The sequence below is a fragment of the Mesorhizobium sp. M0904 genome, from assembly GCF_040319475.1.
Taxonomy (GTDB): domain Bacteria; phylum Pseudomonadota; class Alphaproteobacteria; order Rhizobiales; family Rhizobiaceae; genus Mesorhizobium.
Genome location: NZ_JAMYOC010000001.1, coordinates 117,141 through 139,777, shown reverse-complemented (window position 1 = coordinate 139,777; position 22,637 = coordinate 117,141). Strand labels below are relative to the sequence as shown.

At 62.9% G+C, this 22,637-nt stretch carries 24 protein-coding genes; 16 read left to right on the top strand and 8 right to left on the bottom strand.

What is annotated here, in order from left to right:
- The first annotated feature begins 4 nt into the window (after window positions 1-4).
- The 6 genes from NKH80_RS00760 to rarD all read left to right on the top strand — a co-directional run bounded on the left by NKH80_RS00760 (window position 5) and on the right by rarD (window position 5,172).
- The gene (locus tag NKH80_RS00760) at window positions 5-496 is read left to right on the top strand and encodes a GFA family protein (RefSeq protein ID WP_352989055.1); all 492 of its coding nucleotides are present in this window, start codon (window positions 5-7) and stop codon (window positions 494-496) included.
- On the top strand, window positions 493-969 hold the full coding sequence (locus tag NKH80_RS00755) for a GFA family protein (protein ID WP_352448982.1): 477 nt from the start codon (window positions 493-495) through the stop codon (window positions 967-969). Before NKH80_RS00760 ends, NKH80_RS00755 begins: the two co-directional genes overlap by 4 nt.
- A complete protein-coding gene (pip, locus tag NKH80_RS00750; RefSeq protein ID WP_352989052.1) occupies window positions 966-1,922 on the top strand; it encodes a prolyl aminopeptidase in 957 nt (318 codons plus the stop codon). Before NKH80_RS00755 ends, pip begins: the two co-directional genes overlap by 4 nt.
- The gene (gene cimA, locus NKH80_RS00745) at window positions 1,919-3,541 is read left to right on the top strand and encodes a citramalate synthase (protein WP_352989049.1); all 1,623 of its coding nucleotides are present in this window, start codon (window positions 1,919-1,921) and stop codon (window positions 3,539-3,541) included. The genes pip and cimA overlap by 4 nt, the downstream gene beginning before the upstream one ends.
- A 4-nt stretch (window positions 3,542-3,545) precedes the next feature.
- Window positions 3,546-4,085, top strand: coding sequence for a hypothetical protein (locus tag NKH80_RS00740; protein ID WP_352989046.1), 540 nt, complete (start codon window positions 3,546-3,548; stop codon window positions 4,083-4,085).
- Window positions 4,086-4,239: 154 nt separating this feature from the next.
- Window positions 4,240-5,172, top strand: a complete 933-nt coding sequence (gene rarD, locus NKH80_RS00735) for an EamA family transporter RarD (RefSeq protein WP_352989043.1) — start codon at window positions 4,240-4,242, stop codon at window positions 5,170-5,172.
- A 132-nt stretch (window positions 5,173-5,304) separates the two neighbouring features.
- Here rarD and NKH80_RS00730 read toward each other — a convergent pair whose 3' ends face one another.
- Window positions 5,305-5,916 carry an LOG family protein gene (locus NKH80_RS00730; protein ID WP_352705437.1) on the bottom strand — a complete coding sequence of 204 codons (612 nt, stop codon included), beginning with the start codon at window positions 5,914-5,916 and terminating at the stop codon, window positions 5,305-5,307.
- A gap of 113 nt (window positions 5,917-6,029) precedes the next feature.
- Between NKH80_RS00730 and NKH80_RS00725 the strand changes: the two genes are divergently transcribed.
- The 4 genes from NKH80_RS00725 (at window position 6,030) to NKH80_RS00710 (ending at window position 10,275) form a co-directional block, all read left to right on the top strand.
- Window positions 6,030-7,481 (top strand): LysM peptidoglycan-binding domain-containing protein, encoded by a 1,452-nt coding sequence (locus NKH80_RS00725; protein WP_352989040.1) that lies wholly within the window; start codon window positions 6,030-6,032, stop codon window positions 7,479-7,481.
- Window positions 7,482-7,541: 60 nt separating this feature from the next.
- Window positions 7,542-7,931, top strand: a complete 390-nt coding sequence (locus NKH80_RS00720; protein WP_352989037.1) for an ArsR/SmtB family transcription factor — start codon at window positions 7,542-7,544, stop codon at window positions 7,929-7,931.
- A 20-nt stretch (window positions 7,932-7,951) separates the two neighbouring features.
- The gene (locus NKH80_RS00715; RefSeq protein ID WP_352989034.1) at window positions 7,952-9,838 is read left to right on the top strand and encodes an ABCB family ABC transporter ATP-binding protein/permease; all 1,887 of its coding nucleotides are present in this window, start codon (window positions 7,952-7,954) and stop codon (window positions 9,836-9,838) included.
- Between the two features lie 89 nt (window positions 9,839-9,927).
- A complete protein-coding gene (locus NKH80_RS00710; RefSeq protein ID WP_352647426.1) occupies window positions 9,928-10,275 on the top strand; it encodes an antibiotic biosynthesis monooxygenase in 348 nt (115 codons plus the stop codon).
- Window positions 10,276-10,280: 5 nt separating this feature from the next.
- On the opposite strand, the gene NKH80_RS00705 is transcribed toward NKH80_RS00710, so the two are convergent.
- Window positions 10,281-11,147, bottom strand: a complete 867-nt coding sequence (locus tag NKH80_RS00705; RefSeq protein WP_352989032.1) for an SMP-30/gluconolactonase/LRE family protein — start codon at window positions 11,145-11,147, stop codon at window positions 10,281-10,283.
- 289 nt (window positions 11,148-11,436) lie between these two features.
- Between NKH80_RS00705 and NKH80_RS00700 the strand changes: the two genes are divergently transcribed.
- From NKH80_RS00700 to NKH80_RS00685, 4 genes are all read left to right on the top strand, one after another.
- Complete coding sequence (locus NKH80_RS00700) at window positions 11,437-12,705, top strand: DMP19 family protein (RefSeq protein WP_352508532.1); 1,269 nt, start codon at window positions 11,437-11,439, stop codon at window positions 12,703-12,705.
- Window positions 12,706-12,838: 133 nt separating this feature from the next.
- Window positions 12,839-13,537 carry a phosphatidylserine decarboxylase gene (locus NKH80_RS00695; protein ID WP_352508533.1) on the top strand — a complete coding sequence of 233 codons (699 nt, stop codon included), beginning with the start codon at window positions 12,839-12,841 and terminating at the stop codon, window positions 13,535-13,537.
- Between the two features lie 3 nt (window positions 13,538-13,540).
- Window positions 13,541-14,356 (top strand): CDP-alcohol phosphatidyltransferase family protein, encoded by an 816-nt coding sequence (locus tag NKH80_RS00690; RefSeq protein WP_023677728.1) that lies wholly within the window; start codon window positions 13,541-13,543, stop codon window positions 14,354-14,356.
- A gap of 190 nt (window positions 14,357-14,546) precedes the next feature.
- Window positions 14,547-14,810 carry a hypothetical protein gene (locus NKH80_RS00685; RefSeq protein WP_352508534.1) on the top strand — a complete coding sequence of 88 codons (264 nt, stop codon included), beginning with the start codon at window positions 14,547-14,549 and terminating at the stop codon, window positions 14,808-14,810.
- A gap of 118 nt (window positions 14,811-14,928) precedes the next feature.
- Here the strand turns inward: NKH80_RS00685 and NKH80_RS00680 are convergent, their stop codons facing one another.
- On the bottom strand, window positions 14,929-17,151 hold the full coding sequence (locus NKH80_RS00680; RefSeq protein WP_352508544.1) for an AMP-binding protein: 2,223 nt from the start codon (window positions 17,149-17,151) through the stop codon (window positions 14,929-14,931).
- A gap of 139 nt (window positions 17,152-17,290) precedes the next feature.
- On the bottom strand, window positions 17,291-17,698 hold the full coding sequence (locus NKH80_RS00675) for a tautomerase family protein (RefSeq protein WP_352479219.1): 408 nt from the start codon (window positions 17,696-17,698) through the stop codon (window positions 17,291-17,293).
- 113 nt (window positions 17,699-17,811) lie between these two features.
- Here NKH80_RS00675 and NKH80_RS00670 point away from each other — a divergent pair, with 113 nt between their 5' ends.
- Window positions 17,812-18,666, top strand: coding sequence for a LysR substrate-binding domain-containing protein (locus NKH80_RS00670; protein ID WP_352989029.1), 855 nt, complete (start codon window positions 17,812-17,814; stop codon window positions 18,664-18,666).
- A 195-nt stretch (window positions 18,667-18,861) separates the two neighbouring features.
- On the opposite strand, the gene NKH80_RS00665 is transcribed toward NKH80_RS00670, so the two are convergent.
- Entirely contained in the window at window positions 18,862-19,770 is a 909-nt protein-coding gene (locus NKH80_RS00665; protein WP_352689582.1) for a DMT family transporter, read from the bottom strand.
- Between the two features lie 328 nt (window positions 19,771-20,098).
- On the opposite strand from NKH80_RS00665, the gene NKH80_RS00660 reads away from it, so the two are divergent.
- Entirely contained in the window at window positions 20,099-20,605 is a 507-nt protein-coding gene (locus NKH80_RS00660) for an OsmC family protein (protein ID WP_352479222.1), read from the top strand.
- Between the two features lie 159 nt (window positions 20,606-20,764).
- On the opposite strand, the gene NKH80_RS00655 is transcribed toward NKH80_RS00660, so the two are convergent.
- The 3 genes from NKH80_RS00655 to NKH80_RS00645 all read right to left on the bottom strand — a co-directional run bounded on the left by NKH80_RS00655 (window position 20,765) and on the right by NKH80_RS00645 (window position 22,573).
- On the bottom strand, window positions 20,765-20,986 hold the full coding sequence (locus NKH80_RS00655; protein WP_254820234.1) for a hypothetical protein: 222 nt from the start codon (window positions 20,984-20,986) through the stop codon (window positions 20,765-20,767).
- A 136-nt stretch (window positions 20,987-21,122) separates the two neighbouring features.
- Window positions 21,123-21,752: a hypothetical protein gene (locus NKH80_RS00650; RefSeq protein WP_352507943.1), complete on the bottom strand. Its 630-nt coding sequence runs from the start codon at window positions 21,750-21,752 to the stop codon at window positions 21,123-21,125.
- A gap of 80 nt (window positions 21,753-21,832) precedes the next feature.
- Complete coding sequence (locus tag NKH80_RS00645) at window positions 21,833-22,573, bottom strand: SDR family NAD(P)-dependent oxidoreductase (RefSeq protein WP_352989026.1); 741 nt, start codon at window positions 22,571-22,573, stop codon at window positions 21,833-21,835.
- Window positions 22,574-22,637 lie beyond the last annotated feature (64 nt).

The window sequence follows — 22,637 nt, the reverse complement described above, 5'->3', positions numbered from 1 at the left end:
CGCGATGAGCCTCGACAACAGACCGGTGTATACAGGCGGCTGCCAGTGCGGCGCGGTGCGCTTCCGCGTCGAAGGCACGCTCGGCGATGCTTCCGTCTGCCATTGCCGCATGTGCCAGAAGGCGAGCGGCAATTTCTACCTGCCGCTGGTCTCGGTGCGCGGCACTAGGCTGGACTGGACGCGCGGTGAGCCCAAACGCTTCCGCTCGTCCAACGCGGCTTTGCGCGGTTTCTGCGCCGAATGCGGCACGCCGCTGACCTTCGAAGCGCCCGATGGCGTGGCGCTCGCCATCGCCGCATTCGACCACCCCGAGGAGATTGCGCCGACGATCCAATGGGGTGTCGAAGCCAAGCTCCCCTATGTGGATCATGTTCACGAATTGCCCGGTGAGGAAACGATGGCCGACGTCTCGTCTGCCTCCTATCTCGCCGACCTCGTCTCCTACCAACATCCCGACCACGACACCGAACAATGGCCGCCGGAGGAAAAATCATGACCGAAACCGTTCGTACCGGCGGCTGCCAGTGCGGCGCCGTGCGCTTCCGCATCCACGGGGCGCTCGGCCGCCCGTCCATTTGTCATTGCCGCATGTGCCAGAAACAGTTCGGGTCGTTTTTCGGCGCGCTGGTGACAGTGCCGAGCGACGGCGTCGAATGGGTGCGCGAGGAGCCGAGTTACTTTCAGTCGTCGGTCAACATCGATCGCGGCTTCTGCGCCCGCTGCGGCACACCGCTGACCTACCGCCAGCCCGGCGCGCTGGAGATCGCCATCGGCGCCTTCGACGACCGTTCCGATCTGGCGCCGCAGATCCAGGTCAACTACGCCGCTAGGCTGCCTTGGGTCGAGACGATCTTCGACGCGCCGATCCATGACGACCCGGATTTCTACGCGCGACAGGAATCCATCATCTCCTTCCAGCATCCCGATCACGAGACGGCCAACTGGCCGCAGCAGGGCCTGAAATTATGAGCAGCGAATTCCGTACCCTCTATCCCGAGATCGAGGCTTTCGAGTCCGGCATGCTCGACGTTGGCGATGGCCATCAGGTCTATTGGGAGCGCTCCGGCACCAAGGGGGCCAAGCCGGCTGTATTCCTGCATGGCGGGCCGGGCGGCACCATTTCGCCAAAGCACCGGCGGCTGTTCGACCCGAAGCTCTACGACCTCGTTCTGTTCGACCAGCGCGGCTGCGGAAAATCGACGCCCAATGCCTCGCTCGAAGCCAACACCACCTGGCACCTGGTCGCCGACATCGAGCGCCTGCGAAAAATGTGCGGCTTCGACAAATGGCTGGTGTTCGGCGGCTCGTGGGGTTCGACGTTGGCGCTGGCCTATGCCGAGACCCACCCCGAGCAGGTCAGCGAACTGGTCGTGCGCGGCATCTACACGCTGACCCGCGCCGAACTCGAATGGTACTACCAGTTCGGCGTCTCGGAGATGTTCCCCGACAAGTGGGAGCGGTTTTTGGCGCCCATTCCGGAGGCTGAGCGCGGCGACATGATGGCCGCCTACCGCAAACGGCTGGTCGGCAGCGATCCTGTGGCGCGGGTCGAGGCCGCCCGCGCCTGGAGCCTGTGGGAGGGCGAGACGATCACGCTGCTGCCGGAACCGGAAACCAGCGGTCCCTTCGGCCAGGATGATTATGCCCTGGCTTTCGCCCGCATCGAGAACCACTATTTCGTCCGTGCCGGCTGGCTGGAAGAGGGACAGCTGCTGCGCGATGCATGGAAGCTTAAGGATATCCCGGGTACCATCGTTCACGGCCGCTACGACATGCCGTGCCCGGCGCGCTATGCCTGGGCGTTGCACAAGGCGTGGCCGAAAGCGGACTTCCATCTGATCGAAGGCGCCGGCCACGCCTATTCGGAGCCGGGCATCCTCGACAGGCTGATCCGCGCAACGGACATGTTTGCCGGGAAATGACCATGGCTCGCGAGCGCCTTTATCTGTTCGACACCACGCTGCGCGATGGTCAGCAGACACCGGGTATCGACTTTTCTGTCGAGGACAAGATCGCCATCGCCAAGCTGCTGGACGAGTTCGGCATCGACTACGTCGAGGGCGGCTACCCCGGCGCCAATCCAACCGACACCGCCTTCTTTGCCGAGCGTCGCACGGCCGATGCCAAATTCGTTGCCTTTGGCATGACCAAACGGGCAGGAGTGTCGATCTCGAACGATCCTGGGCTTGCGGCGCTGGTCCAGTCGAAATCGGACGCCATCTGCTTCGTCGCCAAGAGCTGGGACTACCACGTCCGCGTCGCGCTCGGCTGCACCAATGAGGAGAACCTCGAGGCGATCAGGACCTCGGTCGAGGCGGCGCTCACTGCCGGCAAGGAGGCGATGGTCGACTGCGAGCATTTCTTCGATGGCTTCAACGCCAACCCCGATTATGCGCTGGCCTGCGCCAGAACGGCTTATGAAGCCGGCGCGCGCTGGGTGGTTTTGTGCGACACCAATGGCGGCACCCAGCCCTCTGAGGTGCGTGCCATCGTCGAAAAGGTGATCGCCGCCGGCATACCGGGTGACCATCTCGGCATCCACGCCCATGACGACACCGGCCAGGCGGTGGCGAATTCGCTTGCCGCCGTGGAGGCCGGCGTGCGCCAGATCCAGGGCACGCTGAATGGCATCGGCGAGCGCTGCGGCAACGCCAATCTGATCTCGATCGTGCCGACATTGGCGCTGAAGCCGGCCTTTTCGGGCCGCTTTGCTACAGGCATTTCGGCAGAGGCGTTGACCGGTATATCGCGTCTGTCCCGCGCCTTCGACGAGTTGCTGAACCGCGCGCCCGAAGCGCAGGCGCCCTATGTCGGCGCCTCCGCTTTCGCCACCAAGGCCGGCATCCATGCTTCGGCGCTGGCCAAGGAGCCGGCGACCTACGAGCATGTGCCGCCAGAGACTGTCGGCAACCGCCGCCGCGTCATGGTTTCCGACCAAGGTGGGAAGGCCAATTTCCTCGCCGAGCTGAAGCGGCGCGGCATCGACGTGCCCCGGGATGACCATCGCCTCGACGCTCTGATCGCCGTGGTCAAGGAACGTGAGGCGGAGGGTTACGCTTACGAAGGCGCCGACGCCAGTTTCGAGCTTCTGGCGCGCAAGATGCTGCATGGCCTGCCGGAATTCTTCCGCGTCACCTCGTTCCGCTGTATGGTCGAGCGCCGCTTCGACGCCAACGGCCAGCTGAAGACGGTCTCGGAGGCGATTGTGAAAGTGCTGGTCGAGGGCGAGGAGAAGATGTCGGTCGCCGAAGGCCATGGCCCGGTCAACGCGCTCGACATTGCACTGCGCAAGGATCTCGGCAAATTCCAGAGCGAGATCGCCGATCTCGAGCTGGCCGACTTCAAGGTGCGTATCCTCAATGGCGGCACCGAGGCGATCACCCGCGTGCTGATCGAATCCCATGACGGCACCGGCGCGCGCTGGTGGACGGTCGGCGTCTCCGAAAACATCATCGATGCTTCGTTCCAGGCGCTGATGGATTCGATCGTCTACAAGCTGATGAAGAACCGCGACATGGCGGGATTGGCGGCGGCGGAGTAGGGAGATGGGCTTCTCGATAAGCTGGCTTGGTTTTCGTGGTTATGAAATAAAGGAAGCTGCGGCCTTGTTCGGGCGCGAAATTGGCGATTCATCGGAGATTTTCGAAGCGCCAGTGAATGCCTATGCCAGCGAAAAGAACTGGGCGATTATCATTCTCGATCCCTGCAGCTTCCCAAACCCACCTCAACAATATCTGGTTGCGATCTCGCAAGGGCGGGAAGTGGTTATCGCGCACATAGAAGAGCATGTCATGTTCGCCCGCGCCGAGCTCTGGCGCGACGGAAGGAACATTTGGAAAGTCTGGCACAGCGGTGACAAGACTGTGAGGGACTTGCATGTCACGGGTGATCTCCCCGCTTCTTTTGAAGCGCTGAAGCAGCAGTGTTTTTCCAAACAGGATGAAGAAGATACCAAGGGTTCCGAGCTCGATTTTGTTTTTGACCTTCCCCTCGATCCTGCGGCAGAGCTGACGGGCTTCAGGCACGATGAGGGTTCGCCCGACAGCGTCTTTTTCGAACTTAACGAGAAACCAGCTCAGCGTTGAGACCGCATGTCGTGTTGGTTGGGCCTTTTACCCTCTCGTACACGGCGCGATTGTTCAATGTTTGGTGGTCGGGTTGAACCATCAGCGAGACTCCATTGATCCATCAGCAATTTGCGATGGTTTTGGGCAAGCCGCTGGCGCATAGCCTTCGCCCATGACTACCCAAGCACTTCACATCGAGGCCGACACCAAAGCTCGTCGCGGCTTCCTGCTGGCGCTCGGCGCCTACCTGCTTTGGGGGCTGCTGCCCTTCTACATGAAGGCTGTCGCACATCTGCCGCTGGCCGAAGTCATCGCCCACCGCATCGTCTGGTCGGTGCCGATCGCGGCCGCTGTCCTGGTCTGGGCCGGTCGCACTGCCGATTTCAAAGCGGCAGTTCGTTCGCCGCGCATCATTTCGATGGCGGTGCTGACGGCGGCGCTGATCTCGGTCAACTGGGGCATCTATGTCTGGGCGATCGCGGTCGACCGCACCATCGAGACCGCGCTTGGCTACTACATCAACCCGCTGGTCAGCGTCGTTGTCGGCGCGCTGCTGCTCGGCGAACGGCTCGACCGCCTGCAGGTCGTGGCGGCGGTGCTCGCGGCAATCGCCGTCGCGGTACTGACCATCGACGCCGGCAAGCTGCCTTGGGTGTCGCTGGTGCTGGCCTTTTCCTTTGCCGCCTATGCCTTCTTCCGCAAGACGCTGCCAATCGGCCCGAGCCAGGGCTTCCTGCTTGAAGTGCTGCTGCTGTCGGTGCCGGCGCTCGGCTACATCATCTTCCTGATCGCCACAGGACAGGATCATTTCGTCTCCAGCTCGTTGAACGACACCGCCTTGCTGATCGGCTGCGGGCCGGTCACCGCCGTGCCGCTGCTGTTGTTTGCGTTCGGCGCCAGGCTGCTGCGCCTCTCCACCATCGGCATCATGCAATATATCGCGCCGACCATCGTCTTTTTGATCGCGGTGCTGATTTTCGGCGAACCCTTCGGCAGTGTTCAGGCCATAGCCTTCGGGCTGATCTGGGCAGCACTGGCGATGTACTCCTGGTCGATGTTTTCTTCGGTGCGCAAGACCGTTTCCGCATCAGCTCGAGCCGCGTAACGAAGAAAGGCGGTTGGCCGGTCATTGCGGATTTAAGGAAGGCAGTAGGGAAAGGAGTGAATAGTGAATAATCAGTAGTGGATAGACAGGCGCGGTCTGGAACGTCTTGTGTTTCACTATTCACTGTTCACTCTACATCTTATCAATCACCGACTGTACGCCCTCCGTCGGAGCGTCGACGGACGATCCCGCCACCATGATGGCGGCGACGATTGCTTCCGGATCCTCGACCACCAGCGGCTTTACCCGTTGCGCCGTGTGGATGAAGCCTTCCGTTGCCATGTGGTCGAGCAGCGCTAGCATCGGATCCCAGAACCCTCCGACGTTACCGAAGACGATCGGCTTGCGGTGGTGGCCGAGTTGGGCCCAAGTCATGATCTCGACGATCTCCTCGACCGTGCCGATGCCGCCGGGCAACGCCACAAAGGCGTCGGATTTCTCGAACATCCTATGTTTGCGCTCATGCATATTGTCGGTGATGACGAGCTCGTCGAGCCGGTTAAGCGCGGTTTCGGTCGCCTCCCGGTTGATCAGAAAACGTGGAATGATGCCCGTTACCTTGCCGCCGGCCTTTAATGTCCCTTCAGCGACGGCACCCATGATACCTTTAGTGCCGCCGCCATAAATCAGACGCAGGCCGGACTTGGCGATCGAGCGGCCAAGCAGGTGTCCGGCCTTGATATAGGTTTCATCTCGGCCCGGGGACGAGCCGCAATAGACGCAGACAGATCGAATCGTGTTCATGTTATGATTGGTGATAGGGACTATTGGCATGGTCAAGCCCTGGGGCGGGCTTTTTCTTGTCGGATTTGGTAAAACAGGCTAGACCAAATTAGGTGGCTAAGGGGCAGGGAAACATGGCAATTAATCCGTTGAAGGCGTTTTTGTTCGCGGCTGGCGGCTCTGTCGCCGCGGCGGGAACCGCCTATCTATCGGGCGCGCTCGACCCGTATCTCAATTCTACCCGGCCTGCGGAGGTCGCGGCGTTGACGCCGCCGGCTTCGAAACCGGTCGCTCCGGCGACCGAGGGGCGGCTGCCGCCTGCGCCCGCGGCCTCCACCGATGCGGCAGCGCCCGCTGCGCCGACCGCAGCAGGTGCAATCGTGCCGACCTTCGACATCGTGCGCGTCGAAAGCAACGGCTCGATCGTCGTCGCCGGCAATGCGGCGCCCAACGCCAAGGTCGAGATTCTCAACGGTTCGACTGTGCTCGGCTCGACGGTCGCCGGTCCCGACGGCGCCTTTGCCATTATTCTCGACGATCCGCTGAAGCCCGGCGACTACACGATCACGCTGCGCTCGACGGCTGGCAATGTCGTGACCGCCTCGGCGCAGACCGCCGTCGTTTCGATCCCCCAGAATTCCACCGGCCAAGTGCTGGCAATGGTCGAGGAGCCGGGCAAGCCGTCCGAACTGCTCACTGTTCCGGCCCCTGAGGCAAAATCTGATGCCGCGCTGCCTGCCCCCGGCACCGAACTGCCGGCCGCCGCCGCGCCGGCCGCCATTGAAGCCGCACCGGCCGCCATTGAAGCCGCACCGGCTCCGGTGGCGCCCGCCACACCGGTAGCGCCTGCTGCTCCCGCGGCGGAGCCCAAGATCGTCGTCGAAGCCGTCGAAATCGACGGCAACAAGATTTTCATTGCCGGCGTCACCGATCCCGGCCGCAAGGTGCGCGCCTATGCCAACGATATCCTGCTCGGCGACGCGAAGACCTCGCCCGACCGCCACTTCCTGGTCGAAGCGACACGTGACATCCCGGTCGGCACCTACACCATCCATGTCGACGCGCTCGATGCCGACGGCGTGAGCGTGGTGGCCCGTGCCGCCGTGCCGTTCGAACGCGAGCCAGGCGAGGCGGTTGCCGCCGTGGCGCCGGCCGGGCCGAAGCCTGCCGAGATAAAACCGGCCGAGCCGAATGCGCCAGCGACCGAAGCCGCGCCGACTACACCGGCAACAGCCGCCGAAACGCCCGCAACCACCCCCACTCCCGCCACCGAGGCCCCGGCCGAAATGGCCGCGACAACGCCTTCGGGCGAAACTCCCGAGACCGTCGCTCCTAAGCTCGAACATGCCGATGGCGCAGTCATTATCCGCCGCCATGACACGCTGTGGCGGATTTCGCGGCGAGTGTATGGTCAAGGCATGCGCTACTCCACCATCTATCTCGCCAACCAGGACCAGATCAGCAATCCGAACCGCATCTGGCCGGGACAGGTGTTCAAGGTGCCGGAGAAATCGAAGGAAGGCGAACCCGCCGATCTCAAGGCAATGGGCGACCAGATGACGACGGCGCCAGCCAAGACCGAGTAGCCGTTCTGCCCATCAGGATAGCTTGCGGCAGGGCCAGTCATCGTTTATCGCCGATGCACGATGATCGAATCTCCCCCCGTAATGGACCGACGCCGGGCGGCAGATGAACGCGCGCCGGCCAATTGCACGCCGGCCAACTGCACGCCGGCCAACTGCACGCCGGATAGCCGCGCTGTCGCTGTCCGGCTCGCGGCCCTTTCGCATCCGGCGCGGATCGAAATTCTCAAACACCTTTCCGCCAGCCGTTCGTGCTGCTGTCGCGAGGTCGTCGAGCATCTCGATCTGGCGCAGTCCACCGTTTCCCAGCATTTGAAGATCCTGGTCGAGGCCGGGCTGATCCGCTTCGAGCCTGACCGCCAGCGCTCGCGCTATGAGCTCGACCGCGCCGCGCTCGCCGATGTTTCGGCATCGCTGGCCGCGCTGGTCGATTCCTGCTGCTCCGGCCGCTAAGATATAAAAGGTAAACAAGAATGGCCGAGAAAACCATTTCCGCCGATTCCGGCTCGACCTTCAGAACGTTGCGCAATCTCTGGCCCTACATGTGGCCGGCCGACCGCGCCGACCTGAGGGCCCGGGTGGTGTGGGCCACCGTGCTGCTGGTCGTCGCCAAGCTGACCCTGGTGGCCGGACCCTATTTCTTCAAATGGGCGACCGACGCACTGGCCGGCGATAGCAAATCGCCGCCGCCGCTGCCGGCCTTTCTGCTGGCGCCGGTCATGCTGGTCGTCGCCTACAATGCCGTGCGGCTGGTGCAGCTCGGCTTCAACCAGCTGCGCGACGCCCTGTTTGCACGGGTCGGCCAGCATGCCGTGCGTCGGCTCGCCTTCCGTACCTTCGTGCACATGCACGAATTGTCGCTGCGCTTCCACCTCCAACGGCGCACCGGCGGACTGTCGCGCGTCATCGAGCGCGGCACTAAAGGCATCGAGACGATCGTCCGGTTCACCATGCTGGCGACTGCGCCGACGATCGTCGAATTCGCGCTCACCGCCGGCATCTTCGCCGTCACCTATGGCTGGCTGTACGTCTTGGTGATCGCGGTCACGGTCTGGCTCTATGTCTGGTTCACCGTCAGGGCGAGCGATTGGCGTATTTCGATCCGCCGCGAGATGAACGACAGCGACAATGAAGCCAGCACGAAGGCGATCGATTCGCTGCTCAACTACGAAACAGTCAAATATTTCAACAACGAAGCCATGGAGGCCGAGCGCTTCGACCGTTCCACGGCGCGCTATGAGGTGGCTGCGACCAGGACCTGGACCTCGCTTGGTTGGCTGAACTTCGGCCAAGGCGTGATCTTCGGCATCGGCATGACCGTCGTCATGGTGCTGTCGGCGCTCGAGGTGAAGGCAGGCACACAGAGCGTCGGCGATTTCGTCTTCGTCAACGCCATGCTCATGCAGCTTTCGGTGCCGCTGAATTTCATCGGCATGATCTACCGCGAAATCCGCCAGGGCCTGACCGACATCGAAAACATGTTCGATCTGCTCGACGTCAAGCGCGAGATCGTCGATCGGCCGGGCGCCAAGCCACTGGTCGTCAGCGCCGGCAATGTCGAGTTCCGTGACGTGCATTTTTCCTACGACCCCAACCGCAAGATCCTGAAGGGTATCAGCTTCGACGTGCCAGCAGGCAAGACGGTGGCCATTGTCGGTCCCTCCGGAGCCGGAAAGTCGACCATTTCGCGGCTTTTGTTTCGTTTCTACGATATCCAGCGCGGCAAGGTTCTGATCGACGGCCAGGACATTCGCGACGTGACGCAGGAGAGCTTGCGCGCCGCCATCGGCATGGTGCCGCAGGATACGGTGCTGTTCAACGACACCATCGCCTACAACATTCGCTACGGCCGCATCGGCGCCAGCGAGGAGGATGTGCGCAAGGCGGCAGAACTGGCCCAGATCGGACCGTTCATCGAGCGGCTGCCCGACGGCTATCGCTCAATGGTGGGCGAGCGCGGGCTGAAACTCTCCGGCGGTGAGAAGCAGCGGGTGGCGATTGCCCGCACCATCTTGAAGGCTCCGCCGATCCTGATGCTCGACGAGGCGACCTCGGCGCTGGACAGCCACACCGAGCAGGAGATCCAGGCGGCACTCGACCTGGTCAGCCAGGGCCGCACCACCCTCGTCATCGCCCATCGGCTGTCTACAGTGATTTCGGCCGACGAAATCATCGTCCTGCAGGACGGCCAGATCGCCGAGCGCGGCACCCATGCCGCCTTGATGGCCAAGCGCGGCCTTTATGCATCGATGTGGGACCGCCAGCGCGAGGCAAGCGAGGCCGAGGAGCGGCTACGCATTGCCCGCGAAAGCGACGAGTTCGGCGTCGTCGTCCGCCGCCGCACCTCGGAGGTGAGCTGAAAATTTGTGCTTGACCTCAACTTAAGTTGAGATCGTAGGCCGTTTTGGATCGCAGCAAGATGCGTCGTTCAAAAACGGAGACAATCGACATGAATGGGATAAATCAGGCAGGTAGCGGCGGCAGCGTATTCCGGGTGGACAAGTTTGTCGTTCCAGCCAACGCCCGCGAGGAGATTCTTGCCAAGGTCCGAATGACGCATGAATTGCTGCGCCAGCAGCAAGGGTTCGTCCAAGATTTCCTGCTTGAGCAATTCTCGGGGCCGGGCGAGTTCAACCTCGTGACCATTGTCGAATGGGAAGGGCAGGCCGCTGTCGACAAGGTCGTGCCGATCATCAAGGCTGCGCATGAGCGCAGCGGCTTCAATCCTCAGGAGACCATTGCGCGACTTGGCGTCAAGGCCGATATTGCCAACTATCAGCGGATTCCCGGGATGTAAGCTCTCTACGGCCAGCCGGCGCCCGGCGCAGTAGCGTCGACGCTGAGCACTTGGCCGCTACGGGCATCGCTGATCATATGTTCGAAGCCGCGCCATTCGGCGGCGACGATGAACAGCGTTTTTCCCTCGCTGCCGCCGAGCATGCAGGCAAAGCAGCCGCGGTCGACATCGACGCTTTCGAGCATCGCGCCGCCCTCGCGCACCCGCACGCAATGCCGGTTCGGAACGTCGGCATACCAGGCCGCACCTTCGGCATCGAGGCAGATGCCGTCTGGAAAACCGTTGCCGAGATTGGCCCAGATCCTGCGGTTGGAAAGGCCGCCATCGGCAGCGATGTCGAAGGCGGTCAGCCGGTTGGCGTGGGACTCGGCAACGATAAGCGTCTTATTGTCAGGCGTCACCGCCATGCCATTGGCGAAGGCGAGGTTCTCAGCCACTTGTTGAACCGAGCCGTCAGGTGCGACCAGCACGATGGCGCCGGGGCCGAATTGCTGGCCGGGACCCGGAGCAGGCCCACCACCATTGACATAGATGTTGCCGCGTCCATCGACGACGATCTCGTTCCACGGGCTCTTTGATAGTTGTCTCAGATCGGCATGGGTGACCAATGTCCCGTCTACCTCCTGCCTGAGGATCAGCCCTTCGCGGCCGGACACGACAAGCAGGCGCCCGTCCGGCAGCCAGTCAATGGAATAGGGCAGGGTGGCCGGCACGGTGAGCACGATCTCACTGTTGCCTAGGGCGTCAACGGCGATGATCTGGCCCGTACCCCAGTTGCAGAACCACAGCCGGCCATCGTGCCAGCGCGGTGACTCGCCGAAGGCCAAGCCGTTCATCACCACTTGCACTTGCCTAGCTGCTGATTTCTGCATGGGCCGAGAACCTCCGAGTTTGCGCAAATCGTCAAGGCCGAAAGGCCGATGAGAGGCGCTGTCTTGCCAAGGACGGGCGAGAGTGCTGCGTTCCGACAAATGAGGATGGCGACGGCGTCGTTTATATTTGACCTGAGTAGCCGCACGGAACCGCGCGATGCGCCGTGCGCCTCCACTCATCCTTCTTCAATGAAGTATAACCGGCCGGTGCTTGCGGACGAGAAAGTCAAATGCAAGAATCACGTTGGCCCGCAGAATCCTGTAGTGGCAAGCAGGAAGGGCGTTTGGCGTGTTTGAAAGATTTTCCCGCTGGGCTAAGAAGAAATTTCAGCGATCAGCGACCATTTCACCGACTCGGTCCAAACAGTCATTCCCAGGCAAGCCATCATCTTCGGTGATCGTGCCGCGCTCAGTCGTGGAAGACGCGGCCGACAATCCTTTCGGTCTCATTGTAGCCGTCAGAGAATTCGTCGAAGCCATGGTCTCGCAAGGCCTTTACCGTTCCACGGAAATCAGCCCCAAGGCAATGCAGGCCTGTCATGCCGATGACTATTTGGCTGAGGTCAACAATGGCGGCCATAGCCAGTTCATCTATAATTCTGGCGAAGAACTCGACACCGTCATTGCCGACGCACGCACCGCCCTCGCTGAGATGGGCGCGCACGGACAACTGGCGACTTTGGACCAAATGGCTGCCTGGGTCGCGGAGCACCCCGAGGAGACTGAGGAACAGACAGGCTTCGAAGGAGGTACTGACGATAAGCTCAGTACTCTCGACCGTCTATTCTACCAAGCCGATCAGGCCGCATCGATGCTCGCTCTATCGGCGCGCTGGATAAACTCGTGGCCTGAACTCGCAATCGTTGAGGATGCCGACTACCGAGAAGCCATTCATCAGCTGGCCGTGACCAATCCCCGGCGCCAGCCGAGGCTACTCCATCGTTCTGTTGGCAAGCTGGTCAATCAAATGACGGGCTGGCGTGATGTCGGCGTCGGCCTTGCATGCGCCGAGGCGCCTAGGCCCGAGGTCAAGCTGGCGCTCGGCATGGCAAGGGTGCTGGACGTCGAGGGCGAAAAACTGTTGGCTTTTCAGCTGCGCACCAATGCCAAGGAGCCGCGTCTAGCCGTCGCCACGCCCACGCATGCGGCCGTCTATGAATATATCGCCCCGAAGGATTCGTACGTCGCGCGTCCGGGCGAGAATCCATTCGCTGCCGGCGCCCCGCGCGTCGGCAAGAGACTTGCCCGTGTTGAAGCGCAGGCAATAGAAACGGTGCTCGAATTGGCCGCAGCCTATCATGCGCCGGTCGCTGTCGACCTCTTGCTACGCAGGGCCGGGTTCGATCCGACCGAAGCAATTGTCTCGGCGAACTCGGTCGTGGCCAGGGAAGGCGACACGGTTGTGAACTGGGTGGTTATGGCCGACGGGCACGTATTCTTCCTCCAGTCGACCCCGAACGGCGCCGAGCTGCGCGGCAGCCACGAAGAGAGCCTGGCGGAGGCCGATCGGCGCGAGCTCGACGAGTATTTCGACCAAGCGGCGGCAGCGGGTGCCTGAGTGGATTTCGCTTGGTCGTTCTGAGAGACGGCGGCGCGACCGCCAAACCCTCAACCGCCCCCATTGTCGCGTTGCGACCGCGGGGTGTTTCCGCTATTGAGGCCGGACTTGGAACCAAGGTTGTCCTGATCCCATGAGCCTCGTTGACACGATCAAGAATGCGTTCGTTCCGATCCATCGCGAGGGTTATCCCTTTATCGCTGCGTTCGGCGCGGCGACGCTCTTTCTTGGCTATTTCTCCTCGACCCTGTTCTGGATCGGTCTCATCCTGACAGCCTGGTGCGCCTATTTCTTCCGCGATCCCGAGCGTGTCACGCCGATCGACGAGCGGCTGGTTGTCAGCCCGGCCGACGGCATCGTCTCGGCGGTTGGCCCGGCCGTGCCGCCGCGCGAGCTTGGCCTCGGCGGCGGCGAAATGACCCGCATCTCGGTATTCATGAACGTCTTTTCCTGCCACGTTAACCGCTCTCCGGTGCGTGGCCGCATTTCCAGGATCGAGCATCGGCCAGGAAAATTCCTTAACGCCGAACTCGACAAGGCAAGCACCGAGAACGAGCGCAACGGGCTGGTCATCGAAAGCCCCAATGGAACGGTCGCCGCGGTGCAGATTGCCGGCCTGGTGGCGCGGCGCATCGTCTGCTGGGCCGAGCCCGGCGGCGCCATCGGCACCGGCGAGCGCTTCGGGCTGATCCGCTTTGGCTCGCGCGTCGATGTATTCCTGCCCTCGACCGCGACGCCGCGTGTCGCCGTCGGCCAGACCGCGGTTGGCGGTGAGACGGTGCTGGCGGAATTCGGCGGCGTTGCTGCAACGCCGCTCGTGCGGGTCTCCTGACCGGTGGCGCCGCCGTTCAAGAAATTCGAGGCGCATGGCGGCGGTGGCCCGCGCATTCGCGAAATCCCGATGCGCATGGTGCTGCCCAATCTGGTCACGGTGCTTGCCATCTGCGCTGGCCTGTCCGGTATTCGCTTCGGCTTCGAAGGCCGCTTCGAGCCAGCGGTGGTGATGGTGCTGCTCGCCGCCTTCCTTGATGGTATCGACGGCCGTCTGGCGCGAATGCTGAAGGCGACTTCCAAATTCGGCGCCCAGATGGATTCGCTGGCCGATATCGTCAATTTCGGCGTGGCACCGGCGCTGGTGCTCTATGCCTTTCTGCTCGATAGGGCAGGTTCGCCGGGCTGGATCGCCGCACTGCTGTTCACCATCGCCTGTGGGATGAGGCTTGCCCGTTTCAACGTGCTCGACGAAGAGCTCGACCGTCCGCAGTGGCAGACCGAATATTTCGTCGGCGTGCCGGCGCCGGCGGGTGCGGTGTTGGTGATGCTGCCGCTCTATCTGTTCTTCCTCAGGCTTGGGCTTGAACCCAGCCGCCTGGCGGCCTTCATTGCCACCGGCTTTACAATATTGGTGGCGTTCCTGCTGGTCAGCAGATTGCCCGTCTATTCCGGCAAGAGCGTCAGGATACCGGGCGACAGGGTGCTGCCGATCATTCTCGCAGTCGTTCTCTACGTCCTGCTTTTGATGACCTATCCCTGGTATACGCTGACGGCCTCGGTTGCCGGCTACCTGGTCTTCTTGCCGTTCAGCGTGCGCGCCTATTCGAGACGCGCCAAGCGCGAAGGCGAGAAGGTGCCGTCGTCGGACATTGGCTGACGGATTTTGACTTGGGAGCGGCTCGCAGAGCACGCGGCGCTGTGGAACGCAGCTCAAAAACCCGTTTTCGGAACTTGCTGGGCGGCCAGATCGTTTGTGTTGGTAGGTCCGTTTGAGCGGCGGGTCGTGATACATCGTCAACGTCGCGCAAGCTGCCGCATCGGGCGCAAACCATCGGAAACGAGGAGAAATGGCTGTCATCCTCATCGGCGCGTTACTGACTGTCGCCGGCCTCGTCTATATGGCGGTTGCGGCCATCATGCGCGGGCGGCTTAGTGAGCCGGCCGCTGTCTCCGCCGCGCCGGATAGTCCGACGCCCAATCTCGCAACACCAGGTCCGACTCTGGAGCCGCGACGACGCGGGCTCCGTTTTCTCGGCCTGTCGCAGAACTGGCCGGGCCTGCTGATGATGGCCGTCGGCATCATTCTGCTGTTGTCGGTAGTGGTCTTCTAATGGATGTCGCGCAAAAATGTGCAGCGGTTTTGCGATAACGGCATACAAAAGCAAGAATCTAAGCGCGTCGCACAAGGCCGGTCAAACGCGACGCGCTTTGGAGTTTCGACAGCAAACCTCAGGCGGCTGCGCTCAGTCCCAGCCTCTCGAGCGCCAGCTTTCTAGTCGAGACATAGTCGGTCTTGCCGGAGCCCAGCACCGGGATCTCTTCGACCTTGACGATGTCGTTCGGCACCATCAGTTCGGCCGCCCCGGCTTTTTTGCCGAATTCGCGCAATTCGTCGGGATCCGCATTGTCGGCGGTGGTGACCAGAACGAGGCGCTCGCCGCGCCGCTTGTCCGGCACTGCCACCACGGCGTGATGTTCTTCCGGCCACAGCGACTGCACCAGCATCTCGACCGCACCAAGCGATACCATCTCGCCGGCTATCTTGGCGAAGCGCTTGGCGCGGCCGCGAATGGTGATGAAGCCTTCGCGATCGACCGAAACGATATCGCCGGTGTCGTGCCAGCCTTCGAGCGGCTGCAGCTCGCCCGGCCTATCGGCGGTCATGTAGCCCATCATCAGGTTCGGCCCGTCGAGCCACAGCCGGCCGGCGTCGCTGATGCCTTCGACCGGTTCGAGTTTCATGCGCATGGCCGGCAGCAGCCGCCCGACCGTTCCGTCGCGGCCGTGGATGGCGGTGTTGACGGCAACCACCGGTGCGGCCTCGGTCAAGCCAAAACCTTCGATGATCTCGGCCTGGAAGCGCTCGCGGTACACCCGGCGCGTCTCCGGCTTCACCGCCTCGGCACCGGCGACGACGAAGCGCAGGCTGGAAAAATCGCCGTCCTTGGCGGTGCGGGCATAGTTGGCGAGGAACGTGTCGGTGCCGAACATCACCGTTGGCCGGACCTTGCGCGCCACCTCCGGAATAAGTTTGTAGTGGAGCGGTGACGGGTAGAGGAACAGCTTTACTCCGGTGACCAGCGGCAGGATGGTGCCGCCGGTCAACCCGAACGAGTGGAACACCGGCAGCACGTTTAGCAGGATGTCGGCAGGCGAGATGGTGATGCGGGCTTCCGCCTGCATCGCATTGGCAAGAAGGTTCCGGTGCGACAGCACCACTGCCTTGGGCGTGCCTTCCGAGCCGGAGGTGAACAGGATCACCGCCGGCTTGGCCGCATCCTGGCGCTGCAGCGGCCAGCGCCACAGCAAGGCGGCTGCGGCCTTGTCCAGCACGGTCACGCTTGCGCGGACATCCTCCAGCCACAACAGTTTCGCCCCGCCCTTTTCCACCGCCTCGACGATGTCGGCGAGGTTGGCCTTTTCGACAAACGCGCGTGAGGAGACCACGGTGCGGATCATCGCCGTGCGGACGGCGGCGGTGACGCTGGCCGGGCCGGCGGTATAGTTGATCATTGCTGCCACCCGCGCAGCCGACAAAAGTCCGACGAACGACAGCACGACGCCATTAGCGTTGGGCAGGAGCAGCCCAACCGCTTCGCCCGGCGCTGTTATTGCCTCGAAGCGGTGGCCCAAAACCCTGGCGCCGATGAACATTTTCCGGTAGCTCAGCGCGCCACCAATGACGTCCTCGACAATTGGATGGGAAGCGCCAACCCGGTCGGCGGCATCGCGCATGGCAAGAAACAGGCCGCGATCGAGATCGTTGCCGAAAAGCCTGGCCTCAGCGAAGCGATCGAACAACGCATTTGTGTTGGAGGCCTGATCAGGATTCCGCGCCACCAACTCGGCAATGGTCATCGGCTCCAGCACGCTGATCGACAGCTGCGGAAACCAGTGGCGGGGCGCCTTGTCCGCTGGCGTCAGTGAAGCCGGCAGGCTGCGTGCGCCGGCAACGAAGATCGGCACGATGCGCGCGTCGGCCTGCATGGCGATACGGGTGATGGCGCGAAACAACCGAAACGACTTGACGTCGGGCTCGACCGCATCCGGCAGGTAAACGGCGAGCCGGCCCTTGCCCTTCAGCACCCGCACCAATCTGCGGCTGACGAAGACATGCTCGGCGTTGAAGGCGATGGTGCGGCCGAGCTCACGCCACGGCTCCAGCCACGGCGACCTGGCCGAAGCCTGGTCGAGGATGTGCAGCGTGTCCTCCGGCAGCAGCGACAGCATCAGCGCCGGCTCGATGCGTGACTGATGCCAAACGACGTAGATGACCGGGGCCGCCGACTTGCGGGCAATCTTGATGCGCTCGTCGCTGATCCGGTAGGCGAGCTTGAACGGCACGTAGAGCAGCGCCTGGCTCAAACGCAGGCCGAGGCGGAACGTCTCCACCACGCCGATCAGCAGCCACTCCGCGACAAGACCCGCAAGCAGCGCCAGTGTCAGGATCATCGCCGCATCTCCCAACAATCTCACGTCACGGCTCTTCAGTGGCCGCTTCGGGTGAGAACCTAGCCGAAGTTGGATCAACGTCAATGCGGCTCCATTTTCCTTTTCTCCTGTCATCACTGGATTCGGCTGCCTATCGCAGCTACGCCGCTTTCATCCTTCCGCTGATGAAGCGGAATTCCTGCGTTTTGCCGCCAAAGCCATAGGCCGCCGCAGGTACTTCATGCACGAGGGCGTAGCTTTCCTCATGCACCTTGCCCAGAAGCCGGCCGAATGCGGCAAAAATTGCCTGCAGATACGCCTCCAGCTCGAGCTTGGTGTTGGTGCCGTCGACAACCTTGATGTCGAGCCAAGCCGTGTTGGCGCCATGCTCGGCCAGCGACTTGCCGCCGGCGAACCAGTGCTCGGGGTCGTGATAGGAAATGGCAACAGCTGTAATCGTTGCGTCTTTGCGCAGATGCATGGCCGTCAGTTCGGTTACCTCCTTGGCAATGGCGGCTGACAAACCGGCATCGGGTTTGCCGGTAACGCTGACATTGATGATCGGCATGTTTCTTCTCCTCGGCTTCAAGCGGCGTTTCTCGCCGTCCAAAAAATCGTGCCATCATTATTAAATCAAAAAAATCGAATTGTTTTTGATAAACACTTTGATAATATCGAATTATGCAGGTGTTCGATCCCGACCTCCTCAAGACTTTCCTCGCTTTCGTCGATGGCGGTTCCCTGGCGCGGGCTGCGTCGATCGTCGGCCGCTCGCCGTCCGCAGTGACCGCGCAGATGCAGCGGCTCGAGGATGTTGTCGGCGAAGCGCTGCTGGTACCGCAGGGGCGAGGACGCGGTCTGACGCCGGCAGGCGAGGATCTTGTCGGCCACGCGCGTCGCATCCTTGCCGCGCACCGCGAGGCGTGGCTGGCCCTCAAAGGGGCGCGTGCCGACGGGCGCGTCGCCATCGGCACCACGCAGGACTTCGCCGACAGCGGCTTGCCGCAGCTTCTCAGGGCTTTCGCTGTCAGCCATCCTCGCGTCAGGATCGAATTGCGCGTCGGCCGTTCCGCCGAACTGGCGCAGGCTTTGCAGGCCGGCGCCCTTGATCTGGCCATTGCCATGCGGCAGGTGCCGACACGCGACGAAATCGGCGTGCTCAAGGAACCGATGATCTGGCTTTGCTCACAGAATGGGCTGGCCACCCGCCATGACGAACTGCCCTTGGCACTGCTCGATCCTCATTGCGGGTTTCGCGAAGCGGCGACCAGTACACTCGATGCGGCCGGCCGTCGCTACCGTATTGCTGCCGGCAGTGCCAGCCTTGCCGGCCTGCGCACGGCAGTGCACGCCGGCATCGCCTTGACGTTGAGGACTGCGCGCTTCGCTCATTCCGGCATCGTCGAGGCGCCGCGCGATCTTGATCTGCCGCCAGTGCCGGTCGCCGAATTCGCCATCCGCTTGCGTGAGGATGCCGATCGACCAGCGCAGGATCTGGCCGCGTTGTTCAGCGGCAACCTGGCCTTGGCCAACTGAGCCAGCAAAGAAAAAGCCGACCTTGCGGTCGGCTCTGAGTAGGACGGGCCGAGGGGTTTGGGGGGACTTGGGGTGGCCCGTCGCAGCCATAATGACTGAGCCCTATGATGGTTCCATGACTTTTCAAATTTATTTTGAGGAACGGACTTCTCGTGATCGGACCGCCAACTCGCCCTCGGACGCGGCGAGGATTGGTCATGCATCCGCTGCGCGCTGCTTGGCCATCAGCCAGTCTCGGCCGGCGTGAGCGAACACCGCGCAAAGCACGATGGCCCCGCCGAGCATGCTGGCTGCCGGCGGGATCTCCGCGAGGAACAGGAAGGCAAACAGGATCGCGAATGGCACTTCGGCCGAGCCCAGCAATCCTGACTCGGCCGCCGGAATAAGCCGGGTGCCCTCCGTCCACAGGATCGAGGCCAGCGCGAACGAGGCGCCGAAGGTGGCTAGAAGCACAGCGTCGCGGGCCGAGACGGCCAGCGGATCGGTGATGAGCCAGCCGAGCACGAACAGGAGGAACGCCGACATGGCACCCGCCCACACCACCGGCGTATCGCGGAAGGCCCGCACCATGATCATGTAGAGCGCGCTGCCGATCGTCATCAGCAGCGCCAACCCGTCGCCGAACAGATGGCCGGTGCCGAAGCCGGACCAGACCATGATCGCCACACCGCACAGTGACACGGCGGCGGCGGCAAGCGTCTGCAGCCGGAACGGCTCGCGGACCAGCATGAAGGCAAGCAGCGCGGTGACGAAAGGGGCCGTGGCATAGATGATCGCGACATTGGCGACAAAGGTGAACTTGAACGCCGAGATGAAGGCGATGCTGGCGAGCGCGCCCTCGATCGCCAGCAGCCAGCCGCGCCAGCCGAGCCGCAGGCTGTCGCGACCGCCGGAGCGCTGGCGACGCCATAGCACATAAAGGCTGATCAGGATCGAGCCGACGAAGCCGCGCCAGCAGGTGATGGTCAGCGGGTCGGCATGGATCGATTTGGTCAGCACGCCGGTGAGGCCGAAGACGGCCGCCGATGCCGAGACCAGGATGATGCCGAGGGTACGTTCGCGGGCGCTTTCCACTGTGCCTGACATGTCCAGCGATTCCGTCATTTTACCAGCTTACGCTGCCCCGTCCTGACACCATAGTGTCAGCTTGATCGAGGCGTCGTGCATCGAAACAGCAGACGGCAGCGCCGTTGAACAGGAGGCCCGCAAGAACCCTTTCGCGGGTTTCCAGGGTGGCGATATCGGCCATATGTCCGGCGGCCTTACGAATGTGTTGCGAGAGAGGGTGTGAAGGCGTTGGATGTCGGGCACCCGTATCGTCAGGCTATACGGGCGAAACCCTGCCAAGCGCTACGCCAGCGGGGACTTGCGTTTGGGGCAGGCGACACCGCCGTTAAGCGGCGAAGCCAGACAACTATGGGAGAGAAATGAAATGGACGCGATCGCATTGAAGGCCATGCAGGCGCCGCTGAAGGAGGCCTATCGCGACGACGCCTCGCGCGCGCTGATTACCCTCAAGGCCAAGGGCTCGATCGACGACCAATCGATCGCCTGCAAGGTCGAGACGGGCAGGGCGATTGCCATTGCCGGGCTGCATCCGGCGACCGGCGGCACCGGGCTCGAACTCTGCTCCGGCGACATGCTGCTGGAGGCGCTGGTGGCTTGCGCCGGTGTCACGCTGAAGGCAGTGGCGACGGCGCTGGAATTCAAGCTTGGAGCCGCCACGGTGGAAGCCGAAGGCGATCTCGACTTTCGCGGCACGCTTGGCGTGGCGAGGGATGCGCCGGTTGGCTTCCGCGCCATCCGGCTGACATTTGGGCTCGACACCGACGAACCGCAGGAGCGCATCGATGCGCTGCTCAAGCTGACCGAGCGCTACTGCGTGGTGTTTCAGACCATCAGCCAGAAGCCGGAGCTGACGGTCAGCGCGCGACGCTGACGATCTCCCCTTGAGGGTCCTCAGGGGGAGATGTCGCCGAAGGCGACAGAGGGTTGTCTCGCGTGAAGCGCCAACCGCTGCAGCAGGCCGAGCCCGATCGGACCAACCCCCCTCTGGCCTGTCGGCCATCTCCCCCTCATGTGGGGAGATCACGCTGTCCTACTGCGCCGACGGCTCCTCGGCGTCGCCCTCGTCGGCGAAGGGCGAGGCGCTCGGCACGCACTGCACCGACCAGCCGGCCGGCGTCGGTTGCTTCTGGTATTCGGTTATGGCGAAGGCGCACTGTTCGCGGGTGTCGAATGTGCTGGGCAGCACGACCATGCCGCCTTGCGGGCCGGCGATCACCAGATACCAGACTAACGCTACGCTCGGTGCCGCCATGAGTATTTCCTCGCTCTGCTTGTTTGGGAGTCGCACGATCCTAGCAACTCCGGCCCAGCGGCGAAAGCTGGGCCAAAGCGCGGCGTTAAGCCACGGCATCACAGCCGCGTGATGTCGGTCGTTTTCCGGCTGTGGTTCAGTTCACCGCAAAACAATAGAACAGGCCGTCGCCGCCGGTGCCCTTCAGCGCCTCCTGGCTGCAGCCACCGCGTGACGCATGCGAGGAATTCCACGATTTGGCGGCTGCCGAATCATCGAGGCCGGTACGATCGTGATGACCCATCATCGCCACACCTTCTGCTCCGCTCAGCGTCCAGTCGCCGCAGGTCTGGTCGGCTATTTTCGCGCCATCCGGCTTGGAGCCGGTCAAAACGTCGTGCCGGTTGGGCGTGTCGCCGCGGCCGTTGACCATTTGGCCCTTTTCGTCGAGTGCCGTCTGTTTGGTGATGGCGTTGGCATCGCTATGCAGGGAAGCGACATCATCGGCGATCTTGACGCCCTTGGCGTTGAACCACGGGCCTTTGCCGATACGGTCGCGTGCATCGGTATCGCTGGTCGAGAGATAAGCGCGCCATGTCTTGCCGGTAACGCCCGCGGCTTCGGCCAGTGAACTACAATGGGCGTCGGCGCCGGCCACACCGCCGAGATCGGCGCCTTTGCCGGAGCCGACGCTGGTGACGAAAAAGCTCATCGTTGCCTCCTGCGACGACGTGGCGCCGATAACTGCAAGCAGCGCGGTGGCAGTCAAGAGAAGCAGTCTCCGCATATGGTCCTCCGTTCCTCGAATTGTGGCACCCGAACAACGTTGGTGCCGGCGCAATTCTTCCGGCAAAATGCGATGTGTGGCTACTCCGGTTGCCGGTAGGCGACAAAGCGATTGTGCTTGGCCTGGAAGATCAGCCCGGTCTCCTTGAGCGTAGGGCTGGCCAGCGGCACGATACGCTTGGCGATCTCCGAAGGGTGCGGCAGTGTTTCAGGATCCTCGCCGGGTACGGCCTGCGCCCGCATCGCGGTGCGCGTTGCCCCGGGATCGGCGGCATTGACCCTGAGCGGCAGGTTTTCGGTCTCATGCGCCCATGAACGCGTCATGGCCTCGACCGCCGCCTTCGACGCCGCATAAGGCGCCCAGAAGGCGCGTGCGGAGTGGGCAAGGCTGGAGGAAAGCACGATGGCGCGACCGGCATCGGAGAGCCTGAGCAGCGGGTCGACCGAGCGGATCAGCCGCCATGTTGCGGTGACGTTGATGGTCATCACCTTCTCGAAGGTCTTGGCCTCGACATGGCCGATCGGGGCGATGACGCCGAGCACAGCGGCGTTGGCGACCAGTATATCGAGCTGGCCCCAGCGCTCGTGGATGGCGCCGCCCAGCCGGTCGATCCCCGCCATGTCGGCAAGATCGAGCGGGACCAGCGTCGCCTGTCCGCCACCTGCCTTGATCTGGTCGTCGAGTTCTTCCAAGCCGCCGACGGTGCGAGCAACCGCAATCACATGCGCACCGGCCGCGGCAAGCTCCCTGGCGATGAAATAGCCGATACCGCGCGACGCGCCGGTGACGACCGCAACGCGGCCGGAGAGGTCAAGGCTCATACGATGGATTCCGACAGGCAAGGTGAAGCCGCCGTAAGGGGCCAAGCGGACGGAGACAAACGGA

What these genes read in the sequence shown, in the direction of transcription:
- NKH80_RS00755 (WP_352448982.1), top strand. Translation starts at nt 493, where the DNA reads ATGACCGAAACCGTTCGTACCGGCGGCTGCCAGTGCGGCGCCGTGCGC.
- NKH80_RS00685 (WP_352508534.1), top strand. Translation starts at nt 14,547, where the DNA reads ATGGCTGTCATCCTCATCGGCGCGTTACTGACTGTCGCCGGCCTCGTC.
- NKH80_RS00715 (WP_352989034.1), top strand. Translation starts at nt 7,952, where the DNA reads ATGGCCGAGAAAACCATTTCCGCCGATTCCGGCTCGACCTTCAGAACG.
- NKH80_RS00675 (WP_352479219.1), bottom strand. Translation starts at nt 17,698, where the DNA reads ATGCCGATCATCAATGTCAGCGTTACCGGCAAACCCGATGCCGGTTTG.
- NKH80_RS00645 (WP_352989026.1), bottom strand. Translation starts at nt 22,573, where the DNA reads ATGAGCCTTGACCTCTCCGGCCGCGTTGCGGTCGTCACCGGCGCGTCG.
- NKH80_RS00720 (WP_352989037.1), top strand. Translation starts at nt 7,542, where the DNA reads ATGATCGAATCTCCCCCCGTAATGGACCGACGCCGGGCGGCAGATGAA.
- NKH80_RS00670 (WP_352989029.1), top strand. Translation starts at nt 17,812, where the DNA reads ATGCAGGTGTTCGATCCCGACCTCCTCAAGACTTTCCTCGCTTTCGTC.
- NKH80_RS00710 (WP_352647426.1), top strand. Translation starts at nt 9,928, where the DNA reads ATGAATGGGATAAATCAGGCAGGTAGCGGCGGCAGCGTATTCCGGGTG.
- pip (WP_352989052.1), top strand. Translation starts at nt 966, where the DNA reads ATGAGCAGCGAATTCCGTACCCTCTATCCCGAGATCGAGGCTTTCGAG.
- NKH80_RS00730 (WP_352705437.1), bottom strand. Translation starts at nt 5,916, where the DNA reads ATGAACACGATTCGATCTGTCTGCGTCTATTGCGGCTCGTCCCCGGGC.
- NKH80_RS00740 (WP_352989046.1), top strand. Translation starts at nt 3,546, where the DNA reads ATGGGCTTCTCGATAAGCTGGCTTGGTTTTCGTGGTTATGAAATAAAG.
- NKH80_RS00705 (WP_352989032.1), bottom strand. Translation starts at nt 11,147, where the DNA reads ATGCAGAAATCAGCAGCTAGGCAAGTGCAAGTGGTGATGAACGGCTTG.
- NKH80_RS00725 (WP_352989040.1), top strand. Translation starts at nt 6,030, where the DNA reads ATGGCAATTAATCCGTTGAAGGCGTTTTTGTTCGCGGCTGGCGGCTCT.
- NKH80_RS00650 (WP_352507943.1), bottom strand. Translation starts at nt 21,752, where the DNA reads ATGCGGAGACTGCTTCTCTTGACTGCCACCGCGCTGCTTGCAGTTATC.
- NKH80_RS00660 (WP_352479222.1), top strand. Translation starts at nt 20,099, where the DNA reads ATGGACGCGATCGCATTGAAGGCCATGCAGGCGCCGCTGAAGGAGGCC.
- cimA (WP_352989049.1), top strand. Translation starts at nt 1,919, where the DNA reads ATGACCATGGCTCGCGAGCGCCTTTATCTGTTCGACACCACGCTGCGC.
- rarD (WP_352989043.1), top strand. Translation starts at nt 4,240, where the DNA reads ATGACTACCCAAGCACTTCACATCGAGGCCGACACCAAAGCTCGTCGC.
- NKH80_RS00695 (WP_352508533.1), top strand. Translation starts at nt 12,839, where the DNA reads ATGAGCCTCGTTGACACGATCAAGAATGCGTTCGTTCCGATCCATCGC.
- NKH80_RS00665 (WP_352689582.1), bottom strand. Translation starts at nt 19,770, where the DNA reads ATGACGGAATCGCTGGACATGTCAGGCACAGTGGAAAGCGCCCGCGAA.
- NKH80_RS00655 (WP_254820234.1), bottom strand. Translation starts at nt 20,986, where the DNA reads ATGGCGGCACCGAGCGTAGCGTTAGTCTGGTATCTGGTGATCGCCGGC.
- NKH80_RS00680 (WP_352508544.1), bottom strand. Translation starts at nt 17,151, where the DNA reads ATGATCCTGACACTGGCGCTGCTTGCGGGTCTTGTCGCGGAGTGGCTG.
- NKH80_RS00760 (WP_352989055.1), top strand. Translation starts at nt 5, where the DNA reads ATGAGCCTCGACAACAGACCGGTGTATACAGGCGGCTGCCAGTGCGGC.